This is a genomic window from Streptomyces sp. enrichment culture (assembly GCF_964273145.1).
Lineage (GTDB): Bacteria > Actinomycetota > Actinomycetes > Streptomycetales > Streptomycetaceae > Streptomyces.
The window spans coordinates 6,424,583-6,443,045 of the sequence record NZ_OZ186873.1; the positions used below are offsets into that span (position 1 = coordinate 6,424,583).

The 18,463-nt window shown below is 73.3% G+C and carries 16 protein-coding genes, 1 pseudogene and 1 riboswitch; of the genes and pseudogenes, 6 read left to right on the forward strand and 11 right to left on the reverse strand.

Annotated features, from left to right (window positions below; all coding sequences use genetic code 11):
• Positions 1 to 8 precede the first annotated feature (8 nt).
• On the reverse strand, positions 9 to 788 hold the full coding sequence (locus ACSU6Z_RS28440; protein WP_437049956.1) for an alpha/beta fold hydrolase: 780 nt from the start codon (positions 786 to 788) through the stop codon (positions 9 to 11).
• 5 nt (positions 789 to 793) lie between these two features.
• Entirely contained in the window at positions 794 to 1,933 is a 1,140-nt protein-coding gene (locus tag ACSU6Z_RS28445; RefSeq protein WP_437049958.1) for a cupin domain-containing protein, read from the reverse strand.
• 215 nt (positions 1,934 to 2,148) lie between these two features.
• On the opposite strand from ACSU6Z_RS28445, the gene ACSU6Z_RS28450 reads away from it, so the two are divergent.
• Positions 2,149 to 3,147 carry a LacI family DNA-binding transcriptional regulator gene (locus tag ACSU6Z_RS28450; protein ID WP_437049959.1) on the forward strand — a complete coding sequence of 333 codons (999 nt, stop codon included), beginning with the start codon at positions 2,149 to 2,151 and terminating at the stop codon, positions 3,145 to 3,147.
• A 92-nt stretch (positions 3,148 to 3,239) separates the two neighbouring features.
• On the opposite strand, the gene hisD is transcribed toward ACSU6Z_RS28450, so the two are convergent.
• Entirely contained in the window at positions 3,240 to 4,601 is a 1,362-nt protein-coding gene (hisD, locus tag ACSU6Z_RS28455; protein ID WP_437049961.1) for a histidinol dehydrogenase, read from the reverse strand.
• Positions 4,602 to 4,832: 231 nt separating this feature from the next.
• Positions 4,833 to 5,759, reverse strand: coding sequence for a LysR family transcriptional regulator (locus tag ACSU6Z_RS28460; RefSeq protein ID WP_437049963.1), 927 nt, complete (start codon positions 5,757 to 5,759; stop codon positions 4,833 to 4,835).
• Positions 5,760 to 5,975: 216 nt separating this feature from the next.
• On the opposite strand from ACSU6Z_RS28460, the gene ACSU6Z_RS28465 reads away from it, so the two are divergent.
• Positions 5,976 to 6,851 (forward strand): carbon-nitrogen hydrolase family protein, encoded by an 876-nt coding sequence (locus ACSU6Z_RS28465; RefSeq protein ID WP_437049965.1) that lies wholly within the window; start codon positions 5,976 to 5,978, stop codon positions 6,849 to 6,851.
• An 88-nt stretch (positions 6,852 to 6,939) separates the two neighbouring features.
• Here the strand turns inward: ACSU6Z_RS28465 and ACSU6Z_RS28470 are convergent, their stop codons facing one another.
• The 4 genes from ACSU6Z_RS28470 to ACSU6Z_RS28485 all read right to left on the reverse strand — a co-directional run bounded on the left by ACSU6Z_RS28470 (position 6,940) and on the right by ACSU6Z_RS28485 (position 11,889).
• Positions 6,940 to 8,625, reverse strand: a complete 1,686-nt coding sequence (locus tag ACSU6Z_RS28470; RefSeq protein ID WP_437049966.1) for a glycoside hydrolase family 13 protein — start codon at positions 8,623 to 8,625, stop codon at positions 6,940 to 6,942.
• 110 nt (positions 8,626 to 8,735) lie between these two features.
• Positions 8,736 to 9,584 (reverse strand): carbohydrate ABC transporter permease, encoded by an 849-nt coding sequence (locus tag ACSU6Z_RS28475; protein ID WP_437049968.1) that lies wholly within the window; start codon positions 9,582 to 9,584, stop codon positions 8,736 to 8,738.
• Positions 9,581 to 10,468 (reverse strand): carbohydrate ABC transporter permease, encoded by an 888-nt coding sequence (locus ACSU6Z_RS28480; protein ID WP_437049970.1) that lies wholly within the window; start codon positions 10,466 to 10,468, stop codon positions 9,581 to 9,583. Before ACSU6Z_RS28480 ends, ACSU6Z_RS28475 begins: the two co-directional genes overlap by 4 nt.
• Positions 10,469 to 10,560: 92 nt before the next feature.
• Positions 10,561 to 11,889, reverse strand: a complete 1,329-nt coding sequence (locus ACSU6Z_RS28485) for an extracellular solute-binding protein (RefSeq protein WP_437049972.1) — start codon at positions 11,887 to 11,889, stop codon at positions 10,561 to 10,563.
• Between the two features lie 167 nt (positions 11,890 to 12,056).
• Here ACSU6Z_RS28485 and ACSU6Z_RS28490 point away from each other — a divergent pair, with 167 nt between their 5' ends.
• Positions 12,057 to 13,106 carry a LacI family DNA-binding transcriptional regulator gene (locus ACSU6Z_RS28490; RefSeq protein WP_437049974.1) on the forward strand — a complete coding sequence of 350 codons (1,050 nt, stop codon included), beginning with the start codon at positions 12,057 to 12,059 and terminating at the stop codon, positions 13,104 to 13,106.
• Positions 13,107 to 13,342: 236 nt separating this feature from the next.
• Here ACSU6Z_RS28490 and ACSU6Z_RS28495 read toward each other — a convergent pair whose 3' ends face one another.
• From ACSU6Z_RS28495 to ACSU6Z_RS28505, 3 genes are all read right to left on the reverse strand, one after another.
• Positions 13,343 to 13,747, reverse strand: a complete 405-nt coding sequence (locus ACSU6Z_RS28495) for a (2Fe-2S) ferredoxin domain-containing protein (RefSeq protein WP_437049975.1) — start codon at positions 13,745 to 13,747, stop codon at positions 13,343 to 13,345.
• A 61-nt stretch (positions 13,748 to 13,808) separates the two neighbouring features.
• Positions 13,809 to 13,933: riboswitch (cobalamin riboswitch) on the reverse strand.
• 53 nt (positions 13,934 to 13,986) lie between these two features.
• On the reverse strand, positions 13,987 to 14,991 hold the full coding sequence (locus ACSU6Z_RS28500; RefSeq protein WP_437049976.1) for a ferric reductase-like transmembrane domain-containing protein: 1,005 nt from the start codon (positions 14,989 to 14,991) through the stop codon (positions 13,987 to 13,989).
• Between the two features lie 287 nt (positions 14,992 to 15,278).
• The gene (locus ACSU6Z_RS28505) at positions 15,279 to 16,190 is read right to left on the reverse strand and encodes a helix-turn-helix domain-containing protein (RefSeq protein WP_437049978.1); all 912 of its coding nucleotides are present in this window, start codon (positions 16,188 to 16,190) and stop codon (positions 15,279 to 15,281) included.
• Positions 16,191 to 16,932: 742 nt separating this feature from the next.
• Between ACSU6Z_RS28505 and ACSU6Z_RS28510 the strand changes: the two genes are divergently transcribed.
• The 3 genes and pseudogenes from ACSU6Z_RS28510 (at position 16,933) to ACSU6Z_RS28520 (ending at position 18,189) form a co-directional block, all read left to right on the forward strand.
• Complete coding sequence (locus ACSU6Z_RS28510; RefSeq protein ID WP_437049980.1) at positions 16,933 to 17,847, forward strand: MBL fold metallo-hydrolase; 915 nt, start codon at positions 16,933 to 16,935, stop codon at positions 17,845 to 17,847.
• 22 nt (positions 17,848 to 17,869) lie between these two features.
• Positions 17,870 to 17,995: pseudogene (locus ACSU6Z_RS28515) on the forward strand (carboxylesterase family protein); the annotation flags it as partial.
• A 26-nt stretch (positions 17,996 to 18,021) separates the two neighbouring features.
• On the forward strand, positions 18,022 to 18,189 hold the full coding sequence (locus tag ACSU6Z_RS28520) for a hypothetical protein (RefSeq protein ID WP_437050540.1): 168 nt from the start codon (positions 18,022 to 18,024) through the stop codon (positions 18,187 to 18,189).
• The last annotated feature ends 274 nt before the right edge of the window (positions 18,190 to 18,463 follow it).

Consider the following 18,463-nt stretch of genomic DNA (forward strand, 5'->3'; position numbering starts at 1 on the left):
GGGCGTGTTCAGGGGGTGGTGGCCGCGGCGCTCGCGGGTGCCGTGCCGGCGGTGGCCGCGAGCAGGTCGCGCAGCGCGGCCGTCACCGCGTCGGGCCGCTGCCACGGCAGCAGGTGTCCCGCGTCGGGCAGCAGCGTCAGGACGGCCCCGGGGACCGAGTCCGCGATCGCCCGGTGGAAGGCGGGCGGACACAGGACGTCCCGCGCTCCGGCCAGGACGACGGCGGGGCAGCGGGCCGCCCGCAGGGCGTCGGCCGCGTCCGTGCGGGTCGCCTGCGCGGCGAGCTGGGCGCGGGCGGCGGTGGCGCCCACGGCGTGGGCCATGGCGCGGTAGCGCCGTCCGTCCCCGGGCGCCGGGCATCGGTCGGGGAACATGTCCGGCAGCGTCCGCTCGACGACGTCCGCGAACCGGCCGGCCGCGATCAGCCCGTCCATCGCCCGCCAGGCCGCGTACTGCTCGGGACGCGGCGCTCCCGCATTGGTCGCCATCACGCACAGGCCCGCGATGCGCTCGGGTGCCCGGCGCAGCGCCTCGAAACCGACGATGGCTCCCAGGCTGAGCCCGACCAGCAGGAACGGGCCCGCGACCGCGGCCAGCACGTCCTCGGCGAGCGCCCCGACGTCCGCCCGCCGCAGCGGCACGTGGTGGACGTCGTGGCCCTCGGGGAACCGGACGTCGCGCCACAGGCTCGCGTCGCAGAGCATCCCGGGCACGACGACGAACGGCAGCGGACCGGCCGTGTCCCCGTACGGGGCGCCGGTCAGGGGAGCCGTGTCCTCGTTCGGCATGCCGGTCACCGGGAGCGTGCCGAGCGGGGCAGCAGCGCGTACGGGGCGACGTAGCCGTTGTGGTCGATGCCCAGGCCCGCGTCCGCCGCGCTCTTGAGGACCTGCTCGTCCCACTCCAGACGGACCCGTCCGTCACCGGAGTTGACCACGAGGAGGTCGCCCTGCTCGTCGCCGACGTTGCGCACGGTGCGCCAGGCGTCCTGCGGGACGGAGAGCATGTCGCGGGGGCCGAGGCGCACCGAGACGGGGTCCGTGCGGTTGAGGGTGATCTCCCACAGGCCGTCCTTCACGATCAGGGTCTGGGTCTCGTGCTGGCGGTGCGTGGAGATGCCCTGCCCGGGGTCGGCGCGGAGCCAGGCGACGTTGTGCCCGTGCGGATTGAAGACGCGGGGTTCCTGGTGCGGGTCCTCGGTCATGCCGTAGCCGATGACGCAGCTCAGCCGGGCGCCGCCGCCGGGCAGGGGGCTGTCGAGGAAGGGGCGCTCGGAGAACACCAGTTCGTCCGCGGCGGCGACGCGGCGCCTCATCTCCTCGGGGGTGTAGCGCCGCAGGCGGTCGATGTGCTCCTGGGCCAGCGGGCTGACGAGCTCGGCCTCCGGCGGCAGGGTGTCGCCGGCGACGGTGTCGACGAGCCGGTTGTCGGCGGTGAGGTACAGGCCGTGCTTCTGCGCCTCCCGCAGGACGGAGGGGCCCCAGATGATGCCGCCGGTGTCGTCCATGCCCAGCACGGTGAACAGCCAGCCGTCGTCCGGGCCGGTGTTGGTGAACCCGCGGAAGATCCAGGTCGGGACGGAGACGATGTCGCCGGCCCTGAGGGTGAGTTCGCCCTCGGTGCCGTCGGCGCCCCAGCGCAGCAGGTACTCGCCCGCGGTGCAGATGAACACCTCGGCCGTGTAGTGCAGGTGCAGGCTGTTGGTGATGCCGTGCGGCATGGCGGCGGCGCCGATGTTGTAGCCGTGCGGCACGCGCAGGTTGACGTGCTGGCCGGCGGACTGCGAGACGCCCGGGCCGATCATCGCGTAGTTCTCCTTGCGGTCCGAACCGGGCGTACGGCAGTCGATGAAGGCCTGGTTGCAGGAGACGAAGTCGCTGCGGCGCACCGTGCGGCGGGCCAGCTCACTGGGGGTTACGACGGCATCGGACATGACCGCTCCTCATGTGTGAATACGTATGTATTACATGACAGGCTCCGGACCGGCGGGATGTCAAGGGGTCGGTCCGGGCCGTGGTGATCGCATTGGAGAGTGCGGAAGTTGCACGGCTGAACTCCGTGCGGTTCGGCAGCCCGGATATCGGCATACGTATACTGAGAGGGGTGCGCCGCCGGGTCGCGCCGGGGTGTGACGAGGAGGGAAAGCCGATGGGGATCACCAGTCACGACGTGGCCAGACTGGCCGGTGTCTCGCAGCCCACCGTCTCCCGCGCGCTGCGCGACGACCCCCGCGTGTCGAGCGCCACCCGCGAGAAGGTCAAGCGCGCCGCCCAAGCGCTGAACTACGTGCCCAGCGAAGCCGGGCGCACCCTCTCGACGCGTGCCACACGGCGGGTCGGCGTCATCGTCACCGACCTGACGAACCCGTTCTACCCGCACGTCATCGCCCCGCTCCACGACGAGCTGAGCAGCCTCGGCTACCGCATGATGCTGATCACCGAGCGGTCCGACGAGGCGGTCGCGGAGGAGAAGCTGCTGGACCAGTCGATGGACGGTGTCGTCCTCGCGACCGCCACCACCGACTCCCGCCTGCCCGCCCAGCTCGAGCGGCGCGGCATGCCCTACGTCTTCCTCAACCGCGACACCGGCCGGGCCGGCGACTTCGCCTCCGTCGTCGACAACGAGGGCGGCGGGCGGCTCGTCGCCCGGGAGCTCGTGGCCCTCGGGCACCGGCGCGTCGCCGGTGTCTTCGGCGCGGCCAACACCACCACGGGACGCGAACGCGAGATGGGCTTCCGGCTGGCTCTCGCCGAGGCGGGTGTGGGACTGCCGGAGGACCGGGTGGTGCGCGGGCCGTTCGAGTACGAGACCGGCTACCGGGCCCTGCCCGTCCTGCTCGATGCCGCCGAGGCGCCCACGGCGGTGTTCTGCGGCAACGACGTCGTCGCCATCGGCGTCCTGAACGCGGCCCTCGCGGCCGGCGTCAAGGTCCCCGACGACCTCACCGTCATCGGCTTCGACGACCTTCCGATGGCCGCCTGGGAGGTGTTCCGGCTCACCACCGTCCGCCACGACCTCCAGGAGCTGTCACGCCAGGCGGCGCGCCTGCTGGTCCGGCGGATCGCCAAGGAGGTCGACCCGGCCGGGGAACGCCTGGTCCTGCCCACCGAGTTCGTTCCCCGCGCCACCCACGCCCGGGCCCGCTGACCCGCCGGGGCCGGCGTCCCGGCATCCGGCCGGCCGTGTGCCGCCGCGCGCGGCGCGACGGCAACGCCGGGGCCGGACGGCGCCGCCGGGGATCAGAGCTGGTCGCGCAGGGCGGCCGGGATGCCGTCGAACGCGCCGGAGGCCCGCCCGATCCGGTCGATGCGCAGGGTCGCCGTGGCGCCGTGGGCGGCCAGCCCCTCGAACGCCGAGACGCGTTCGACGGCGGGCGCCAAGGCGGCGGTCCCCTCCTGCGCGGCACGCTGGTACGTGAGCGGCTTCAGGAACCGGGAGACGGAGAGCCCGGCGTTGTAGCGGGCCGTCTTGCCCGTGGGCAGCACGTGGTTGGTGCCGGCGATGCCCTTGTCGGAGTAGGCGACCGTGGACCACGGCCCGATGAACAGCGAACCGTAGTTGGACAGGTTCGCCAGGTAGTAGTCGTCGTCCTCGGTCTGGATCTCCAGGTGTTCCGGAGCGATCACGTCGGCCACGGCGACGGCGCCGGCCCGGTCGCCCACCACGACGACGGAACCGAAGTCACGCCACGCCGGGCCCGCGATGTCCCGGGTGGTCAGGGAGGCGAGCTGCCGCTCGATCTCCGCGATCACGGCGTGCCCCAGCCGCTCGGACGTGGTGATCAGGGCGGCGGGGGAGTTGGGGCCGTGCTCGGCCTGACCGAGCAGGTCGGCCGCGACCCACACCGGGTCGGCGCTGTCGTCGGCGATGACGGCGACCTCGGACGGGCCGGCCAGCAGGTCGATGCCGACCCGGCCGAACAACTGCCGCTTCGCCTCCGTGACGAACGCGTTGCCCGCGCCGACCAGCATGTCGACCGGGGCCTCACCGAGCAGACCGAACGCCATCGCGCCGAGCGCCTGGACACCACCGAGCGCGAACACCCGGTCGGCCTGCGAGAGATGGGCGCCGTACAGCACGGCGGGGTGCGCGCCGTGCTCGCCCGACGGGGGAGTGCAGGCCAGTACGGTCGGGACGCCGGCCGTCTTCGCCACGTTCACCGTCATGAAGGCGCTGGCGAGCAGCGGGAACCGGCCGGCGGGCAGGTAGGCGCCGACGCGGGAGACGGGGACGTAGCGCTGGCCCGCGGCGACACCGGGAGCGACCTCGATCTCGAAGTCCGTCAGGTGCTCGCGCTGCGCGGCGGCGAAGCGGTGGGTGCGCTCGCGGCCCATCTCCAGCGCGGTGCGGACGTCCGGCGGGAGGGCGTCGCCCGACTTCCTCAGTTCGGCGGCGTCGATCTCCAGCGGGCCGGACCAGCCGTCCAGCTCCCGGGCGTAGGCGCGCACCGCGTCCATGCCCTTGCGTTCGATCTCCTTCAGCATCTGCGAGACCCGCTCGACCACGGCCGGGTCGCGCTGGGCGGGGGGGCCGTCCACGGACGGCTTCTTGAGCCACTGGAACGGGGGCAGGGCCTGTGCTTCGGCGTGCGTGATCTGCATGGCGAGGACGCTAGACGTCGTACAGCCACAGGACTAGAGGGGCACTTCCTGTCCGAACCGCAGGGTTTCCCTGTGGTTGGCCGCGTGGCTGCGAGCCGCCCGCACTCCTGCCGCCGTGGAGCCGCCCGCCGTGCTGCCGTGCGAGCCGAGCCCCCGTACCCGTGCGCCGTGCGGGTCGCCCGCGCCCCTGCCGCCCGGGCACGGTCAGACGCCGGAGCCGCCCGGGCACGGTCAGACGCCGAGGTCTCCCCGGCCGAGGCCGGTACGGAGCTCCCGCAAGGTGTCCTCGGCGATCCGGGCGAGCTCCCTCGTGGCCCGCGACAGCGGATGCCCGCGCCGTTTGACCAGCGCGATCGTGTCGTAGAGCGGGTCGGCGAACGGGACGGTGCGCAGCCCTGCGGGGAAGGCCGGCCCGGCGACGACCGCCCGGCTGGCGATCGTGTCGCCCACCCCGGCGGCCACGAGGCCCAGCGCGGCCTCGACGTGTTCCAGCTCGATCAGCGGATCGATGGTGACCCCGGCGAACTGGGCCCGCTCCGCGAGCTGCCGCCGGGTGGGGTCCTGCCACCCGTAATGGGCGTCGTAGAGGACCAGGGGCGCGCGGGCGAACTGCTCCATGGTGACCGGTGCGCGGGTGCGTTCCTCGCTCGCGCTGACGTAGAGCACCTCGTCCCGCAGCAACGGGGTCACCGCCAGACCCTCGTCGTCGATCGGCAGCACGACCAGGCCGGCCTCGATCCGTCCCGCCGCCACGGCCGCCGCGGTCTCGGCCGAGTTCTGCCCCACGAGCCGGACCCGGACGGACGGGTACCGGGCGTGGAACATCTGCACGAGGTTGGACAGCAGGTAGTAGTCCGCGTTGCGGAGCACCCCGAAGGTGGCGGTCCCGCCGCCCAGCGAGCCCAGCGAGCGCACCGCCCGGGTCCCGCCGTCGGCGGCCTCCACGGCCTGCCGGGCGTACGGGAGCAGTTCCTGGCCGGCCGGGGTCAGGGTCAGCGTGCGGCTGCCGCGCGCGAACAGCTCGGCGTCCAGCTCCGACTCCAGACGGCGAACCAGTTCGGAGGCCGACGCCTGGGCGATGTCCATGGCCCGCGCCGCCGCGGTGAACGACCCGAGCCGCTCCGCCTCGACGAAGGCCCTCAGCTGATTGAGGGTCATGCGTTGTCCGTGTCCTGTCGTCGGCGCGTCCGCGTCGCGGACGCGCTGGTTCCTGGTTCTACCACGGTGGTCCGGGGCCGCACCGGGGGCCGCCGTGCGATCCGCAGGTTCTTCCTGCGGCTGCCGCTGGACGAAGGGATCTTGTCCCCGGGACGGCACGATGATTGGCTCGGCCGCACCCCCCGGCACGCCACCGAGCGCGGAAGGCCACCAGCGATGACGACCCCCTTGTCGATCGGCCTCGTCCAGACGGCCGCACGGCACCACGCCGCCGACGATCCGGACGCGTTCGCCGCGGACGTACGACGCGTCACCGCGGCGCACCCCGGTGTCCGGCTGCTCGCGTACCCGGAACTGCACCTGTGCGGCCACCGGCCCGAGGAGGACCCCGTGACGGTGATGACCGCGGCGGCCCAGCCGCTGGACGGACCGCGCGGCACCCGGCTGGCCGCCCTCGCCCGCGAACTCGGCATCTGGCTCGTCCCCGGCAGCGTCTACGAGCGGGGCGCGGACGGCCGGATCTACAACACCGCCCCCGTCTACTCGCCCGCCGGCGAGCGGGTCGCGGAGTACCGCAAGATCTTCCCGTGGCGGCCCCACGAGACCACCGCGTCCGGGGACAGCTTCGTGGTCTTCGACATGGCGGGCCACGGCCGCGTGGGGCTCACGATCTGCTACGACGCCTGGTTCCCCGAGACCACCCGCCACCTGGCGTGGCAGGGCGCCGACCTGGTGCTGAACCTGGTGCGCACGCCGACCGTCGACCGTGCCCAGGAAGTCGTGCTGGCGCAGGCCAACGCGATCGTGAACCAGGTGTTCATGGCCAGCGTCAACGCCGCGGCGCCGGACGGCGTCGGGCGCAGCGTCGTCGTGGACCCCGAGGGCCACGTGCGCGCCGAGGCCGGGCCGGGCCCGCGGGAGGTCCTCACGGACGTGATCGACCTCGCCGGGGCCCGCCGGGTGCGCACGCGCGGAACCGCGGGCCTCACCCGGGTGTGGGACCCCTTCGAGGACGGTCAGCGGCCGCTCGAACTCCCCTTGTACGCGGGCCGGATCGACCCCGAGCGCTGGCGCCGCGGAGCCCGGCCGTGAACCGGCGGGCCGCACGGTGACGGCCTGAGCGGCGACCGCCGCCCGGCCGTTCGTCCCGTGGACGCGCGGGGCCGGGCGGCGGCGTCGCTCAGCGGTCGGACGCGGTCCGCAGCCAGGCGGTGGTCCACGGGGGCAGCTCGTCACCGTTCAGCGGCCCCGACGCGAGCAGCACCTCACCCCGCGGCAGCGCAACGGGCTTGTCGGAGAGGTTGCTGACGGTGTGCCAGCCGCCGGCGCGGGTGAAGTGCAGCAGCCCGTGACGCGTCCGCTCCGGCGGGCCGGCCCACTCGAGCTCCTCGTCCGCGACCAGCGTGCGGCGCAGCCGCAGGGCCTGGCGGTACAGCTCCAGGAAGGACCCCTTGTCACCGCTCTGCATCTCGGCCGCGTACCGGCCCCAGCCGGCCGGCTGCGGCAGCCACGACCCACCCGGGCCGAACCCGAAACTGCTCCCCTCCCGGGTCCACGGCAGCGGCACCCGGCAGCCGTCGCGGCCCTTGACGCGTCCGCCGCTGCGCACCCACATCGGGTCCCGCAGGTCCGCACGGTCCAGGTCGGCGACCTCGGGCAGGCCCAGCTCCTCGCCCTGGTAGAGGTAGGCGGACCCGGGCAGCGCCAGCATCAGCAGCGCCGCGGCGCGCGCCTTGCGCGCACCCGCCGCCAGGTCCGGGACCGGTTCCCGGCCGTCGGTGAGCAGCCACGCCTCGATGTCCTGCTTGGTGCAGTCGGCGGGCAGGGCGTAGCGCGAGACGTGACGCACCACGTCGTGGTTGGAGAGCACCCAGGTGCTGGTCGCGCCCGCGCGGCGGGCGTCGGCGAGCGAGCCGTCGATGACGGTGTGCAGCTCGGCGGCGTCGAGCCGCGCGCCGAGGAAGTCGAAGTTGAACGCCTGCCCCAGTCCGGTCGCGCAGGCGTAGGCCGTGCGCCGCGAGGGACGTACCCAGGCTTCGGCGACGGCGAAGCGCGGCGGGTCGTAGGAGTCGAAGACCTGCCGCCAGCCGCGGTAGATCTCGTGCACCGCGTCGCGGTCCCACAGCGGGTGGCTGCCGTCGTCCGGCAGGGCGTCGGGCTGGTAGCTCCGCTGCTCGCCGAGGTCGCGCAGCGGTGCGCGCAGGTCCTTGGCGAGGCCGTGGGCGACGTCGACGCGGAAACCGGCGACGCCCCGGTCGGACCAGAAGCGCAGGGTGGTGTGGAAGTCCTCGCGGACCTCGGGGTTGTCCCAGTTGAAGTCGGGCTGCTGCGGGGCGTACAGGTGCAGGTACCACTGGCCGTCCGGCACCCGGGTCCAGGCGGGGCCGCCGAAACTGGACGGCCAGTCGGTGGGCGGCAGTTCACCGTCCCTGCCCCGGCCGTCGCGGAAGACGTAGCGGTCGCGGGCGACCGAGCCGGGCCCGGCCGCGAGCGCCTCCTGGAACCAGACGTGCTGGTCGGAGGAGTGGTTGGGGACGATGTCGACCATGATCTTCAAGCCGAGGCGGTGGGCCGTGGCGACCATCTCGTCGAAGTCGTCGAGGGTGCCGAGCCGGGGGTCGACATCGCGGTAGTCGGCGACGTCGTAGCCGCCGTCGGCGAGTTGCGAGGGGTAGAACGGGCTCAGCCAGACGGCGTCCACGCCGAGTTCGGCGAGGTAGGGCAGACGGGAGGTGACGCCGGGGATGTCACCGATGCCGTCGCCGTCAGAGTCGGCGAAACTGCGGGGGTAGACCTGGTAGACGACGGCCTGCCGCCACCAGTCCGCGTCGTGGGCGGAGGGGGTGGGGGAGTCGTGGTGGGGCATCTGTGAACCTCTCGGGCGCGTGCCCAGGCTGGAGTGCGGGTGTGCGGACGGGCGGAAGGGACGGCCGCGGGGCGGCCGTCACCCGGGAACAGGGCTGCGAGCGGAGCCGCTCAGCCCTTCACGGCGCCGGTGGTCATGCCGGAGACGACCGACCGGCGGAAGATCAGCACCAGGACCGCGATCGGCACGGTGGCCACCATCGCACCGGCGAAGATCACTCCGTACGGGACCTGGTACTGGCTGGTGAACAGCGCGATGCCGACGGAGACGGTGCGGCGGTCGTCGGAGCCGTTGAAGGTGAGCGCGAGCAGGAACTCCGACCAGGTCGCGGTGAAGGAGAACACGCCGGCCGTGAACAGACCGGGCCTGGCCAGCGGCAGGATCACCGTCAGGGCGGTGCGCAGGGGGCCGGCGCCGTCGACGACGGCGGCCTCCTCCAACTCGCCCGGAATGCCGCTGAGGTAGTTCCGCATGATCCAGATCGCGAACGGCAGGTTCAGCGCCACGTACGGGACGACCAGGCCCGGATAGCTGTTGAGCAGGCCCGCCTGACGCTCCATCAGGAACAGCGGTACGAGCAGGGCGATCGGCGGGAACACCGACAGCACCAGCAGCGCCGTCATGACCGGTCCGCGCCCGCGCAGCGGCATCCGGGCCAGGGCGTATCCGGCGAAGAACGCCAGCGACAGGATCAGCGCGGTGGACAGACAGGCCACGACGACGCTGTTGAGGAAGTAGTGGCCGATCCCGTTGCGGGTGAACGCGGTCTCGTAGTTGCCGAGCGTGATGTCCTTCGGCAGCAGGGTCGGCGGCGTCGCGCTGATCTCGCCGGGCCCCTTCAGGGAGGCGGACGCCATCCAGACCAGGGGCAGTGCGGCGCACCCGGCGATCAGCAGTCCGCCGAGGTTGACGACATTGACGTAACGGCGCACGCCCGTGCGCGGGACGCTGCGGCTCATGCCCGGCCCCCTTCGTCGGCTTGGGCGCGGAAGACGCGCAGGAACGACAGACAGCAGCCCAGGACGATGGCGGCGGTGGTGACCGCGACCGCGGCGCCGCCCCCGAAGTCGAGGTTCTGGAAGAGGATCCGGTACCCGAGGATCGCCACCGACTGGGTGGCCGTGCCCGGGCCGCCCTGGGTCAGCACGAACGGCAGGTCGAAGATCCCGAAGGCCTGGAGGATGCGGAAGAGGACCGCGATGGCGATGATGGGCCGCAACTGCGGCAGCGTGACCTTCCAGAACGTGGTCCACGCCGAGGCGCCGTCGATCTCGGCAGCCTCGTAGACGTCACCCGGGATCAGCATCAGACCGGCGAGGACGACGATGGCGACGAACGGCGTCGTCTTCCACACGTCGACCGCGACCATCGCCGCCATCGCGGGCAGCGGCTCACCGAGGATGTCGGGCCGGGTGCCGAGCACCTGCTCGCACAGCCAGCCCACCGCGCCGTACGTCCCGTTGAACAGGTACGACCACAACTGGGCGGCGATCACGTTGATCAGGGCCCACGGCAGCAGGAGCAGGGCGAGGATCCAGCCGCGGGCGGCGCCGAGCCGTTCCAGGACGAGCGCGACGAGCGTGCCGAGGACCAGCTCGACGAAGACCGAGACGACGGTGAAGCCCAGGGTGAACGCGAGGGCCCGGTACCACTCGGAGTGCGTCAGCAGCGCCTCGTAGTGGGCGAGGGTGGGCGAGCCGAGCCGCAGGCCGCCGTATTCGAGCCGGACCTCGCTGAACGACAGCACCAGCGAGAAGAGGACGGGGAAGACCGTCACCGCGGCGACGATCAGGAGAGCGGGCGAGGCGAACAGCCAGCCGGCGCGGGCGCGACGGCGGGCCACGGAGTCCGGCGGCGTGCTCCGCCCGGCGGTCGCGGGGCCGCCGCCTTCGCCTGTCGACGGCGTCCTCGCCGTTTCTCTGTGCGGTACGGAACTCACAGCGCTTTTCCTTCCAGGGCCGTGCGCAGCCCCTCGCGCGCGGCGCGCACGCCGGCCGCGGGGGAGAGGCTGCCGCGCACGACCGCGTTCGCCGGCGTGTACAGCGCCTTGCTGACCTGGGGGTAGTACGGGGTCTGCACGGGCCGGGAGACCAGCCTCAGGTCGGCGGCGCGCAGGACGGTCGGGTCACCGGCGGCGCGTGCCTCCGGGCCGTCGAGCACGGAGGTCATCGCGGGGACGACACCGGCTTCCCGGGCCAGCAGGCGCTGCACCTCGCCCGAGGCGCAGAACCGGGCGAACTCCATGGCGGCGCCCAGCTCCCGGGAACTGGGGTTGACGAAGTTGCTCCAGCCCCCGGCGCAGGAGACGCCGGAGCGGCCGGTGCCCTCGAAGCCCGGACGCGGCACCGCCCCGATCCTGCCCGCCACCCGGGAGACCTGAGGAGTGCCGGCGTTGACCCAGGCGTACGACCAGTTGCGCAGGAACAGCCCGCGCCCGTTGACGAAGGCGTCCTGCGAGTCCGACTCCTGGTACGTGGCGACGGTGCGGGGCGTGACGCCGCGGGAGGTCAACTCGGCCATCAGCGAGAACGCCCGCTCCGCCTCCGCTCCGCCCAGCGCCGGCCCGCCCCGCTCGTCCAGGACGGCGGCGCCCGCGTCGGCGAGGAACTCGGTGACGTTGGCCGTCAGCGACTCGGTCACCGCCGCCTGCCACAGGAACCCGGCCTCCGTGTCACCGGCCCGCTGCACCGTGCGGGCGGTGTGCAGCAGCTCCTCCCAGCTGCGGGGGACGCGCAGCCCGTGCTTGGCGAGGAGGTCCTTGCGGTAGAAGAGGTAGGTGCTGTCGGTGAAGAACGGCACCGCGTAGACGCTGCCCCGGTACGTCGAACCGCTGCGCAGGGCCTGCGGGTAGGAGTCCCAGAAGCCGTCCGGCAGCAGCTTCTCCACCGGCAGCGCGAGCGCGGAGTGGCCGAACTGCGCGGGCCACGTGGTGTCGCCCAGGTACACGTCGGGCTGGGGGGAGCCGCCGGCGAGCTGGGTGGCGATGGCGCTGCGGTTGCCGTCCGAGGTGGACAGCGCGTTGATCTTCGAGACGCGGATGCGGGGATACCGCCGCTCGAAGGCGCGGATGACCAGGTCCGCGACGACGGCGCCCCGCCGTGAGGGGATCTCGGAGACCCACCAGGTCAGCCGGGCCGGTTTGCGGGGGACGGTCGAGGCCTGCGCGAGCAGGTCGTCGAGGTCCTTCCCTCCGCAGCCGGACAGCAGACCTGCCGCGGCGGCGCCCAGGGCGCCCGTCAGCAGGGCTCTGCGGTGCAGGGACACGGCGTACTCCTCCCCTCTCGGACTGCCTGATGACAGCGCTGTCACCGTAGGGAGGCTCCTGATGATGTGTCAACGGTCACGACAGGTTTGTTGCTGAGGGAGATTGGTATGACAGCGCTGTCACCATGTTGATCTGGTGCGGTGGCCGCTGTGTTAGCGTCCCGCACATGGCCGGTGAACCCGTTGAGAAGGGGGCCACGCTGGCGGATGTCGCCCAGCGGGCCGGAGTGTCTCCCTCGACCGTCTCGCGCACCCTGCGCGGCCTGTCGACGGTGTCACCCGAGACCAGGGCGCGCGTGGAGAAGGCGGCGCGCGAGCTGTCGTTCGCGATCTCACGCAGCGCGTCGAGCCTGGTCACCGGGCGCACGGGCCGGGTCGCCGTGCTCGTGCCCAACCTCGACTCGTGGTTCCTGGGCGCGGCGCTCGCCGGACTGGGCCCCGCGCTCAACGCGGCCGGCCTGGACATGCTGGTCTACAGCGTTACCACCGCCGAGCAGCGCGCCCGGTTCTTCGACCGGCTGCCGGCCCGCCGCAACGCCGACGCGCTGCTGGTCGTCAGCTTCGCGCTCTCCCCCGGGGAACGCGCCCGCCTGGACGACCTGGGCATGCCGCTGGTCTTCGTCAGCCAGCACGAACAGGGCAGGGCCGGCGTCTACGTGGACGACGCGGAGGCCGCCGAGCGCGGCACCCGCTACCTGCTCAACCTCGGCCACCGGCGCATCGCCTACCTGGAGCCCGCGGACGCCTCGGGCTTCGCCTGGAGCAGCAGGGCCCGCCTCGACGGGTACCGCACGGCCCTGGCCAAGGCGGGCATCGACCGGGACGACGACCTCGTCTGCCAGGTCGCGCACTGGCAGGGGCCGAGCCTGGAGGCGGCGATGGGGCGGCTGCTGAGCCTCGCCGAGCCGCCCACGGCGATCTTCGCCGAGACGGACGACATCGCCTTCAGGCTCCTCACGGTGCTGCGCGGCGGCAACATCCCGGTGCCGCAACGGATGTCGATCCTCGGTTTCGACGGCCACGCGATGGCCGGACCGTGGGACCTGTCCACGATGGCCCAGCCGGCCCGCCGGCTGGGCGAGGTGGCGGCGGAGCTGGCCCACGGCGTGATCAACGACCCCGAGGCGTACCGGGAACGGCACGTGGTCCTGCCGGTGGAACTCGTCCCGCGGGGCAGCACCGGCCCGGCACCGTCCCCGGCCCCCCGGGAGCGGTGACCGGGAGCACCGCACGGCTGGTCCTCAAGGCCGGTCCGCTGCTCCGGGCGGCTGCCGCGGGGCACGGGGACGGACATGTGTCGCTCGGGCGGGGAATCCCGCCACGACGTCGGGGTGCCGCGGGGCCTGGCCCGCCCGTCCCACGGAGGCAAGGGCATCGTCGCTTTCCTCGGCCCGCGCCGCCCCGCCCGCGGACTCGTTCCGCTGCCGCTTCGAGCCGTGGCGGTCCGCGTCGCTCAGGGGGCCGTACGGCGGCCGGACGGGCTGAAGGCGTACAGGTCGAGGATCTCCGGCCGGGGTGCGACGCCGGGGCCGCCCGCCCTGGCCCAGGCGGCGATGTCCTCCGTCGCGTCCGGGTCGTTCACCAGGCCGAACCACACCGGTCGCGCTCCTGCCGCGCGCCCGGCGGACGAGGGCTGCACGACGACCACGTTGGCCTGCTCGCACACGTCCAGGCAGGCGGAGACGCGTACGGGCACCTCGGCGCGCAGGCGTGCGGTCTGGGCCGCGTGGTCCACGCCGGTCACCTTCGAGGTGCCGCAGCAGCAGTCCCGGCACACGACGACCCGGCACGGCACACCACCGGCCGGCCGCGCGGTCACCTCGGCGCCGAACGCCCCGCCGTCCGTTGTCTCGGGCACGCCGAAACACCCCTCTCCCCGGGGAGATCCGCCCCGGTGTCCTTCGAGGAGGCGACGACGTGAGTCTCCTGGCTCCCGGGTCACAGCTCGTCCCGGCCTTCCCGCCCCCCGCGGGGCAGTGGCCTGTTCGGGATCCGCTCACCGATCACAGTGGCGGGACCGCACCGGTCTCGTACCGGCTTCCTCGGACCGTCGTCGCCCTGTCGCCGGTCATCATCCCACCAGCCGGCGGCCGGGGATCACTCGGGCTCGTGCGCGTGCGGACTCGTCGCGGGCGGTTCGGCCGGACGTTCCCGGCCACCGTCATGGCCGGACGCCACCACGACGACGAGGCCCACCACGGCGGCCCCGGCGGCCACCCGGCCGGCGGCCCGCGTCACCCAGCCCGCCATCGCCCGGCCCGGCAGCGGCACACCCTCGCGCCGCGTCGGTGCGCCCAGCCGCTCGGCCCGCCGGGCAGGCCGCAGCAGCCGGGCCAGCAGCAGCGCCGCGACCGGGAGTTGCAGCAGCCACAGGACGGTGCGCGGCCACTCGCCGTACCAGACGTTGGTGCCGTACAGCAGGGTGTGCCACACGCTCAGCACGTACACGACGATGACGAAGCGGTGCAGCCGGCGCCAGGTGTTGGCGCCGATGCGGTGGCGGACGTAGAACAACAAGCTCAGGGGGATGGCCAGATACAGAGCGCCCTGCCCCAGCGGAATGGCGATCCGGCCGGTGCCCGAGTCGTACCAGCCGGGCACGAACGTGTCGGCGAACCCCGCCCACAACCGCTCGATCCACGCCAACCGCGCCTCGTAGCGCACGAGTTCCGCCGCGAACATCAGCGCGTGCGCGAACATCAGGGCCATCGTGGTCAGGCTCGTGGTGCGGTGCCAGCGTTCCAGCGCCTGCCGGGGCACCGGCAGGCGGGCGGGGCGCGGCCCCGACAGCAGCAGACCGAGCATGACCGTGCCCCAGGCCCACAGCAGGCCCGACCAGCCGAACGCCTGGCTGAGCAGATACATCCAGTACGTGCCGGCGTCATCCATGAACGGCATGACAGCGACCGTCGCCGAGTCACCCGACTCCATGCGGGCGTACAGGAACGCGAAGACGCCCGCCGTGACCAGGACGGCGGCACTCGCGTCGGGGAGCGCGGCGCGCAGGTCGGCGCGCAGGACGACGCGCTCGGGCGGACGCTTGTCACGGGCGGGCGGCGGATCCGTCGTGCCGCCGTCCTCCGGCGTCGTCTCTGGCAGCATCCTGAGCCTTCCGGACGCGGTCCTCCGAGGGGAGGCGCGGGTGATGTGGACGCACCAGTGTGACGGGCACGGCCGAGATTGCGGAGGGCACATCCGGCCAGAGTCGTTGTCCGGGCCGGCCGAGCCGTCCCGGGGCCCCGGCGCCCGACCGACCGCATCCGGAACCCGCCGGCCCGCCGACCCTCCGTCCGTGTCGCGGGAGCCCTGAGGCGAGACGGGACAGGGCCGGGTTCGGGCAGGGGACGGGCGCCGGCGCGTTGGGACAGCGCCCGGTGACGGTGCGGGTGTCAGCCCCTGCCGGTGCGGGACCGTGGATGTACCGCGCCGGAGGACGGATCGTCCCGCGCGGCACCCGGGCCGGTGGCCTGGGCGAGAAGGGCGAGAGCGGCCTGCGACGGCGAGCCCGCCTCCGCGGTGGCGACCACGACGACGGGGCCCCGCCCGCTGCTCATGGCCTGCTGGATGACGGTCAGGGGTCCGACCAGCGGATGGCGCATCTCGTAGTCGGCGGCGGTGCAGGCCTTCACCCGGTGGTCGGCCCACATCGAGGCGAACTCGGGGCTCTTCGCCGATAGTTCACCCAGAAGCGCGTGCAGTGCCGCGTCCTCCGGGTGCTGGGCCGCCACCAGACGCAGATTGCCGACCATGGCCCTGGCCTTGCTCGGCCAGTCCGCGTACAGGTCACGGGCATGGTCGTCGAGGAACACCAGCCGGGCCATGTTGGGACGCCGCGCCGGCAGGTCGGGGGCGCCGAAGTCCAGATGCCCGGCGAACAGCGCATGGCCCAGCCGGTTCCAGGCCAGTACGTCGCTGCGCCGGCCGAGCACGATCGCGGGAATGGTGCCGAGCGCGTCCAGGAACTGGCGTGTCGCCTCCGGCACCCGTTCCGGCGCCGGACGCCGACCCCGGGTGCGCTGCCTGCCCGCCCGGGCCAGGTCGTGCAGGTACCGCCGCTCGGACTCGTCCAGCCGCAGCGCCCCGGCGATCGCGTCCAGCACCTCAGGCGATGCCCGCAGCGACTGTCCCTGCTCCAGCCGCGTGTAGTAGGAGGTGCTCACCCCCGCCAGCAGCGCCAGTTCCTCGCGCCGAAGCCCCGGCACACGCCGGCGTTCCCCGTAGGTGGGCATTCCGATGTCCTGCGGTCGCAGCTGGGAGCGCCGCGTCTGCAGGAAGTCCCCGAGTTGCGTCCTGCCGTCCATGGCTTCGAGTATGGGCCGCCTCACGGCACCGAGCCTGACCCGGCTGTGGATAGGAAAGGGCGGGTCTGGTCCCGCGCCCGCGTCCCGGGTGAAGTCGAAGGCGCCCCACCGATTTCCCCGCACTCGCTCAGGAGGCCGCCTTGCCCACCGCCACCGCCGGAGACGGCGTCAGGACACTGTCCCTACGGGCGGGTGAGCGCCGCGTGCTCCGCGGCCGGCCGTCGCCGAGCGACGCCCGCTGCCGCACATCGATCGTCTCGACACGACCCTGACCGCGCCCGTACGGCCCCGGCCCCGCCCACCTCGGGCCGCCGCCCCACCGCTTCGGTCCTCCCCGGGAGCGTGGGCGTCCCGGCGCCGCGCCTTTTGGGTCCGGCCACCGCGGTGCGCCGCACCGGTCCGGCCGACCGGTGCGGACGCGCCCAGGCCGGTCGGCACGGCCGTGATGTGAAAACCGGGACGGCCCTCGCCTGCCGCACGACCGACGAGCGGCCGATACGCGTTCGGCTCCGGCCCGTCGACCGCGGCCGGGCCGTCATGTGTTCGCCGACGAGGCATCCAGGAACGGAACTCGGACAGGAACGGAACTCGGAACGGCAGCGGCCTCGCCCTCTCACCGGCCGCAGGAGAAAACACCCCGTGCTCAAAGCCGCGCACACAGGTCGAGCCACCCGGCGGACACCGGGCCCGCCAGGGCCGCTCGCACGGCTGAGCAGATCCTCCGGACTCCAAGGACACCCCCATGGAACAGATCATCCTCGGCAACGTCTCCATCACCCGGGTGCGGGAGTACTTCGGTCCTGTCGGCATGACACCCGACACCTTCCTCCCGGAGAGCTCGAAGGAGGTCTGGGAGAGCGGCGCCGACTGGCTGGCCCCGCATTTCCTGGATCCCGGGACCGGCATCGTGAATGCGGCGGTCCAGACCTGGCTGCTGCGCAGCGAGGGCAGGACGATCCTGGTCGACACCGGTGTCGGCAACCACAAGGAGCGTCCCTACGCCCCGGTCTGGAGCCACCTCGACACGGATTTCCTGGCCGACCTCGCCCGGGCCGGTGTCCGGCCGGAGGACGTGGACATCGTGGTCAACACGCATCTCCACATCGATCACGTCGGCTGGAACACCTACCTGGACGGCCGGCACTGGGTGCCCACCTTCCCCAACGCCACCTACCTGATGCCGAAGGAAGACTTCGACTTCTGGAACCCAGGGAACGGCCACCAGTCGCTGCTCGGTCGCGGCAACCAGAACGTCTTCGAGGACAGTGTCGCCCCCGTGCACCGGGCCGGCCTGACCCTGTTGTGGGAGAACAGCCACCGGATCGATGCGAACCTGCGCCTGGAGACCGCCCCCGGGCACACGCCGGGCAACTCCGTGCTGACCCTCGCCTCCGGCACGGACCGCGCGGTGTTCGTCGGCGACATGCTGCACAGCCCGGTGCAGATCCTGGAGCCGGACGTCAACAGCTGCTTCTGCGAGGACCCGGCCGAAGCCCGCGCCACCCGCCGCAGGGTGCTGGGCTGGGCGGCCGACAACAACGCCCTGCTGATCCCGGCCCACCTGGGCGGCCACGGCGCCGCCGAAGTCGTACGCGAGGGGGGCGCCTTCGCCGTCAAGGGCTGGGCGCCCTTCACCCCGTACACCGAGCAGGGCTGAAGCCCGCGGAAAGGCACCGGAGATGAGCCACCACCCCGGCCCCGTCGTGACCACCGCGCAGGGAGCCGTCCGCGGCCTGCGCCGGGACGACGGCACCGCCGCCTTCCTGGACATCCCCTACGCCGCCCCTCCCCTGGGCGCCGGCCGGTTCGCGCCGCCGCGGCCGCCGAGGACGTGGACGACACGGCGGCCCGCGCGCACGGCACCTGGATCCGGTTCGCCGCCACCGGCGACCCCGGCTGGGACCCGTACGACACCGAACGCAGGGCCACGATGCACATCGACGCCGAGTGGTCCCAGGTCGACGACCCCCGCAGCGAGGAACGGCGGGTCTGGAGCTGACGCCCGCACGAGTTCTGTCCGCTCACCCCCTCCAGGTGCGTGTCCGTGCTGTTCGGCGGGTTCGTCCGGGAGGCGGGCGCGTCCGTCTTCGGCGACCCCGCTTCGGTGAGCGCCTTGCCGAATGCTTCGATGCCTTCGGCCAGGTGCTCACCGGCGGCGTTCGCGCCGGAAGGCCGGAGGGGCAGGGCCGGGGCGGCCCGCTCGCGGCCGAACGCGAGCGGGCACGTCGACGACGAGAAGCGGCGGGGCACCGTGTCCGCCCGCCGGCCGGCCG

Coding starts and splice junctions, on each gene's coding strand:
- ACSU6Z_RS28440 (WP_437049956.1), bottom strand. CDS start 788: ATGCCGAACGAGGACACGGCTCCCCTGACCGGCGCCCCGTACGGGGAC.
- ACSU6Z_RS28445 (WP_437049958.1), bottom strand. CDS start 1,933: ATGTCCGATGCCGTCGTAACCCCCAGTGAGCTGGCCCGCCGCACGGTG.
- ACSU6Z_RS28450 (WP_437049959.1), top strand. CDS start 2,149: ATGGGGATCACCAGTCACGACGTGGCCAGACTGGCCGGTGTCTCGCAG.
- hisD (WP_437049961.1), bottom strand. CDS start 4,601: ATGCAGATCACGCACGCCGAAGCACAGGCCCTGCCCCCGTTCCAGTGG.
- ACSU6Z_RS28460 (WP_437049963.1), bottom strand. CDS start 5,759: ATGACCCTCAATCAGCTGAGGGCCTTCGTCGAGGCGGAGCGGCTCGGG.
- ACSU6Z_RS28465 (WP_437049965.1), top strand. CDS start 5,976: ATGACGACCCCCTTGTCGATCGGCCTCGTCCAGACGGCCGCACGGCAC.
- ACSU6Z_RS28470 (WP_437049966.1), bottom strand. CDS start 8,625: ATGCCCCACCACGACTCCCCCACCCCCTCCGCCCACGACGCGGACTGG.
- ACSU6Z_RS28475 (WP_437049968.1), bottom strand. CDS start 9,584: ATGAGCCGCAGCGTCCCGCGCACGGGCGTGCGCCGTTACGTCAATGTC.
- ACSU6Z_RS28490 (WP_437049974.1), top strand. CDS start 12,057: ATGGCCGGTGAACCCGTTGAGAAGGGGGCCACGCTGGCGGATGTCGCC.
- ACSU6Z_RS28500 (WP_437049976.1), bottom strand. CDS start 14,991: ATGCTGCCAGAGACGACGCCGGAGGACGGCGGCACGACGGATCCGCCG.
- ACSU6Z_RS28505 (WP_437049978.1), bottom strand. CDS start 16,190: ATGGACGGCAGGACGCAACTCGGGGACTTCCTGCAGACGCGGCGCTCC.
- ACSU6Z_RS28510 (WP_437049980.1), top strand. CDS start 16,933: ATGGAACAGATCATCCTCGGCAACGTCTCCATCACCCGGGTGCGGGAG.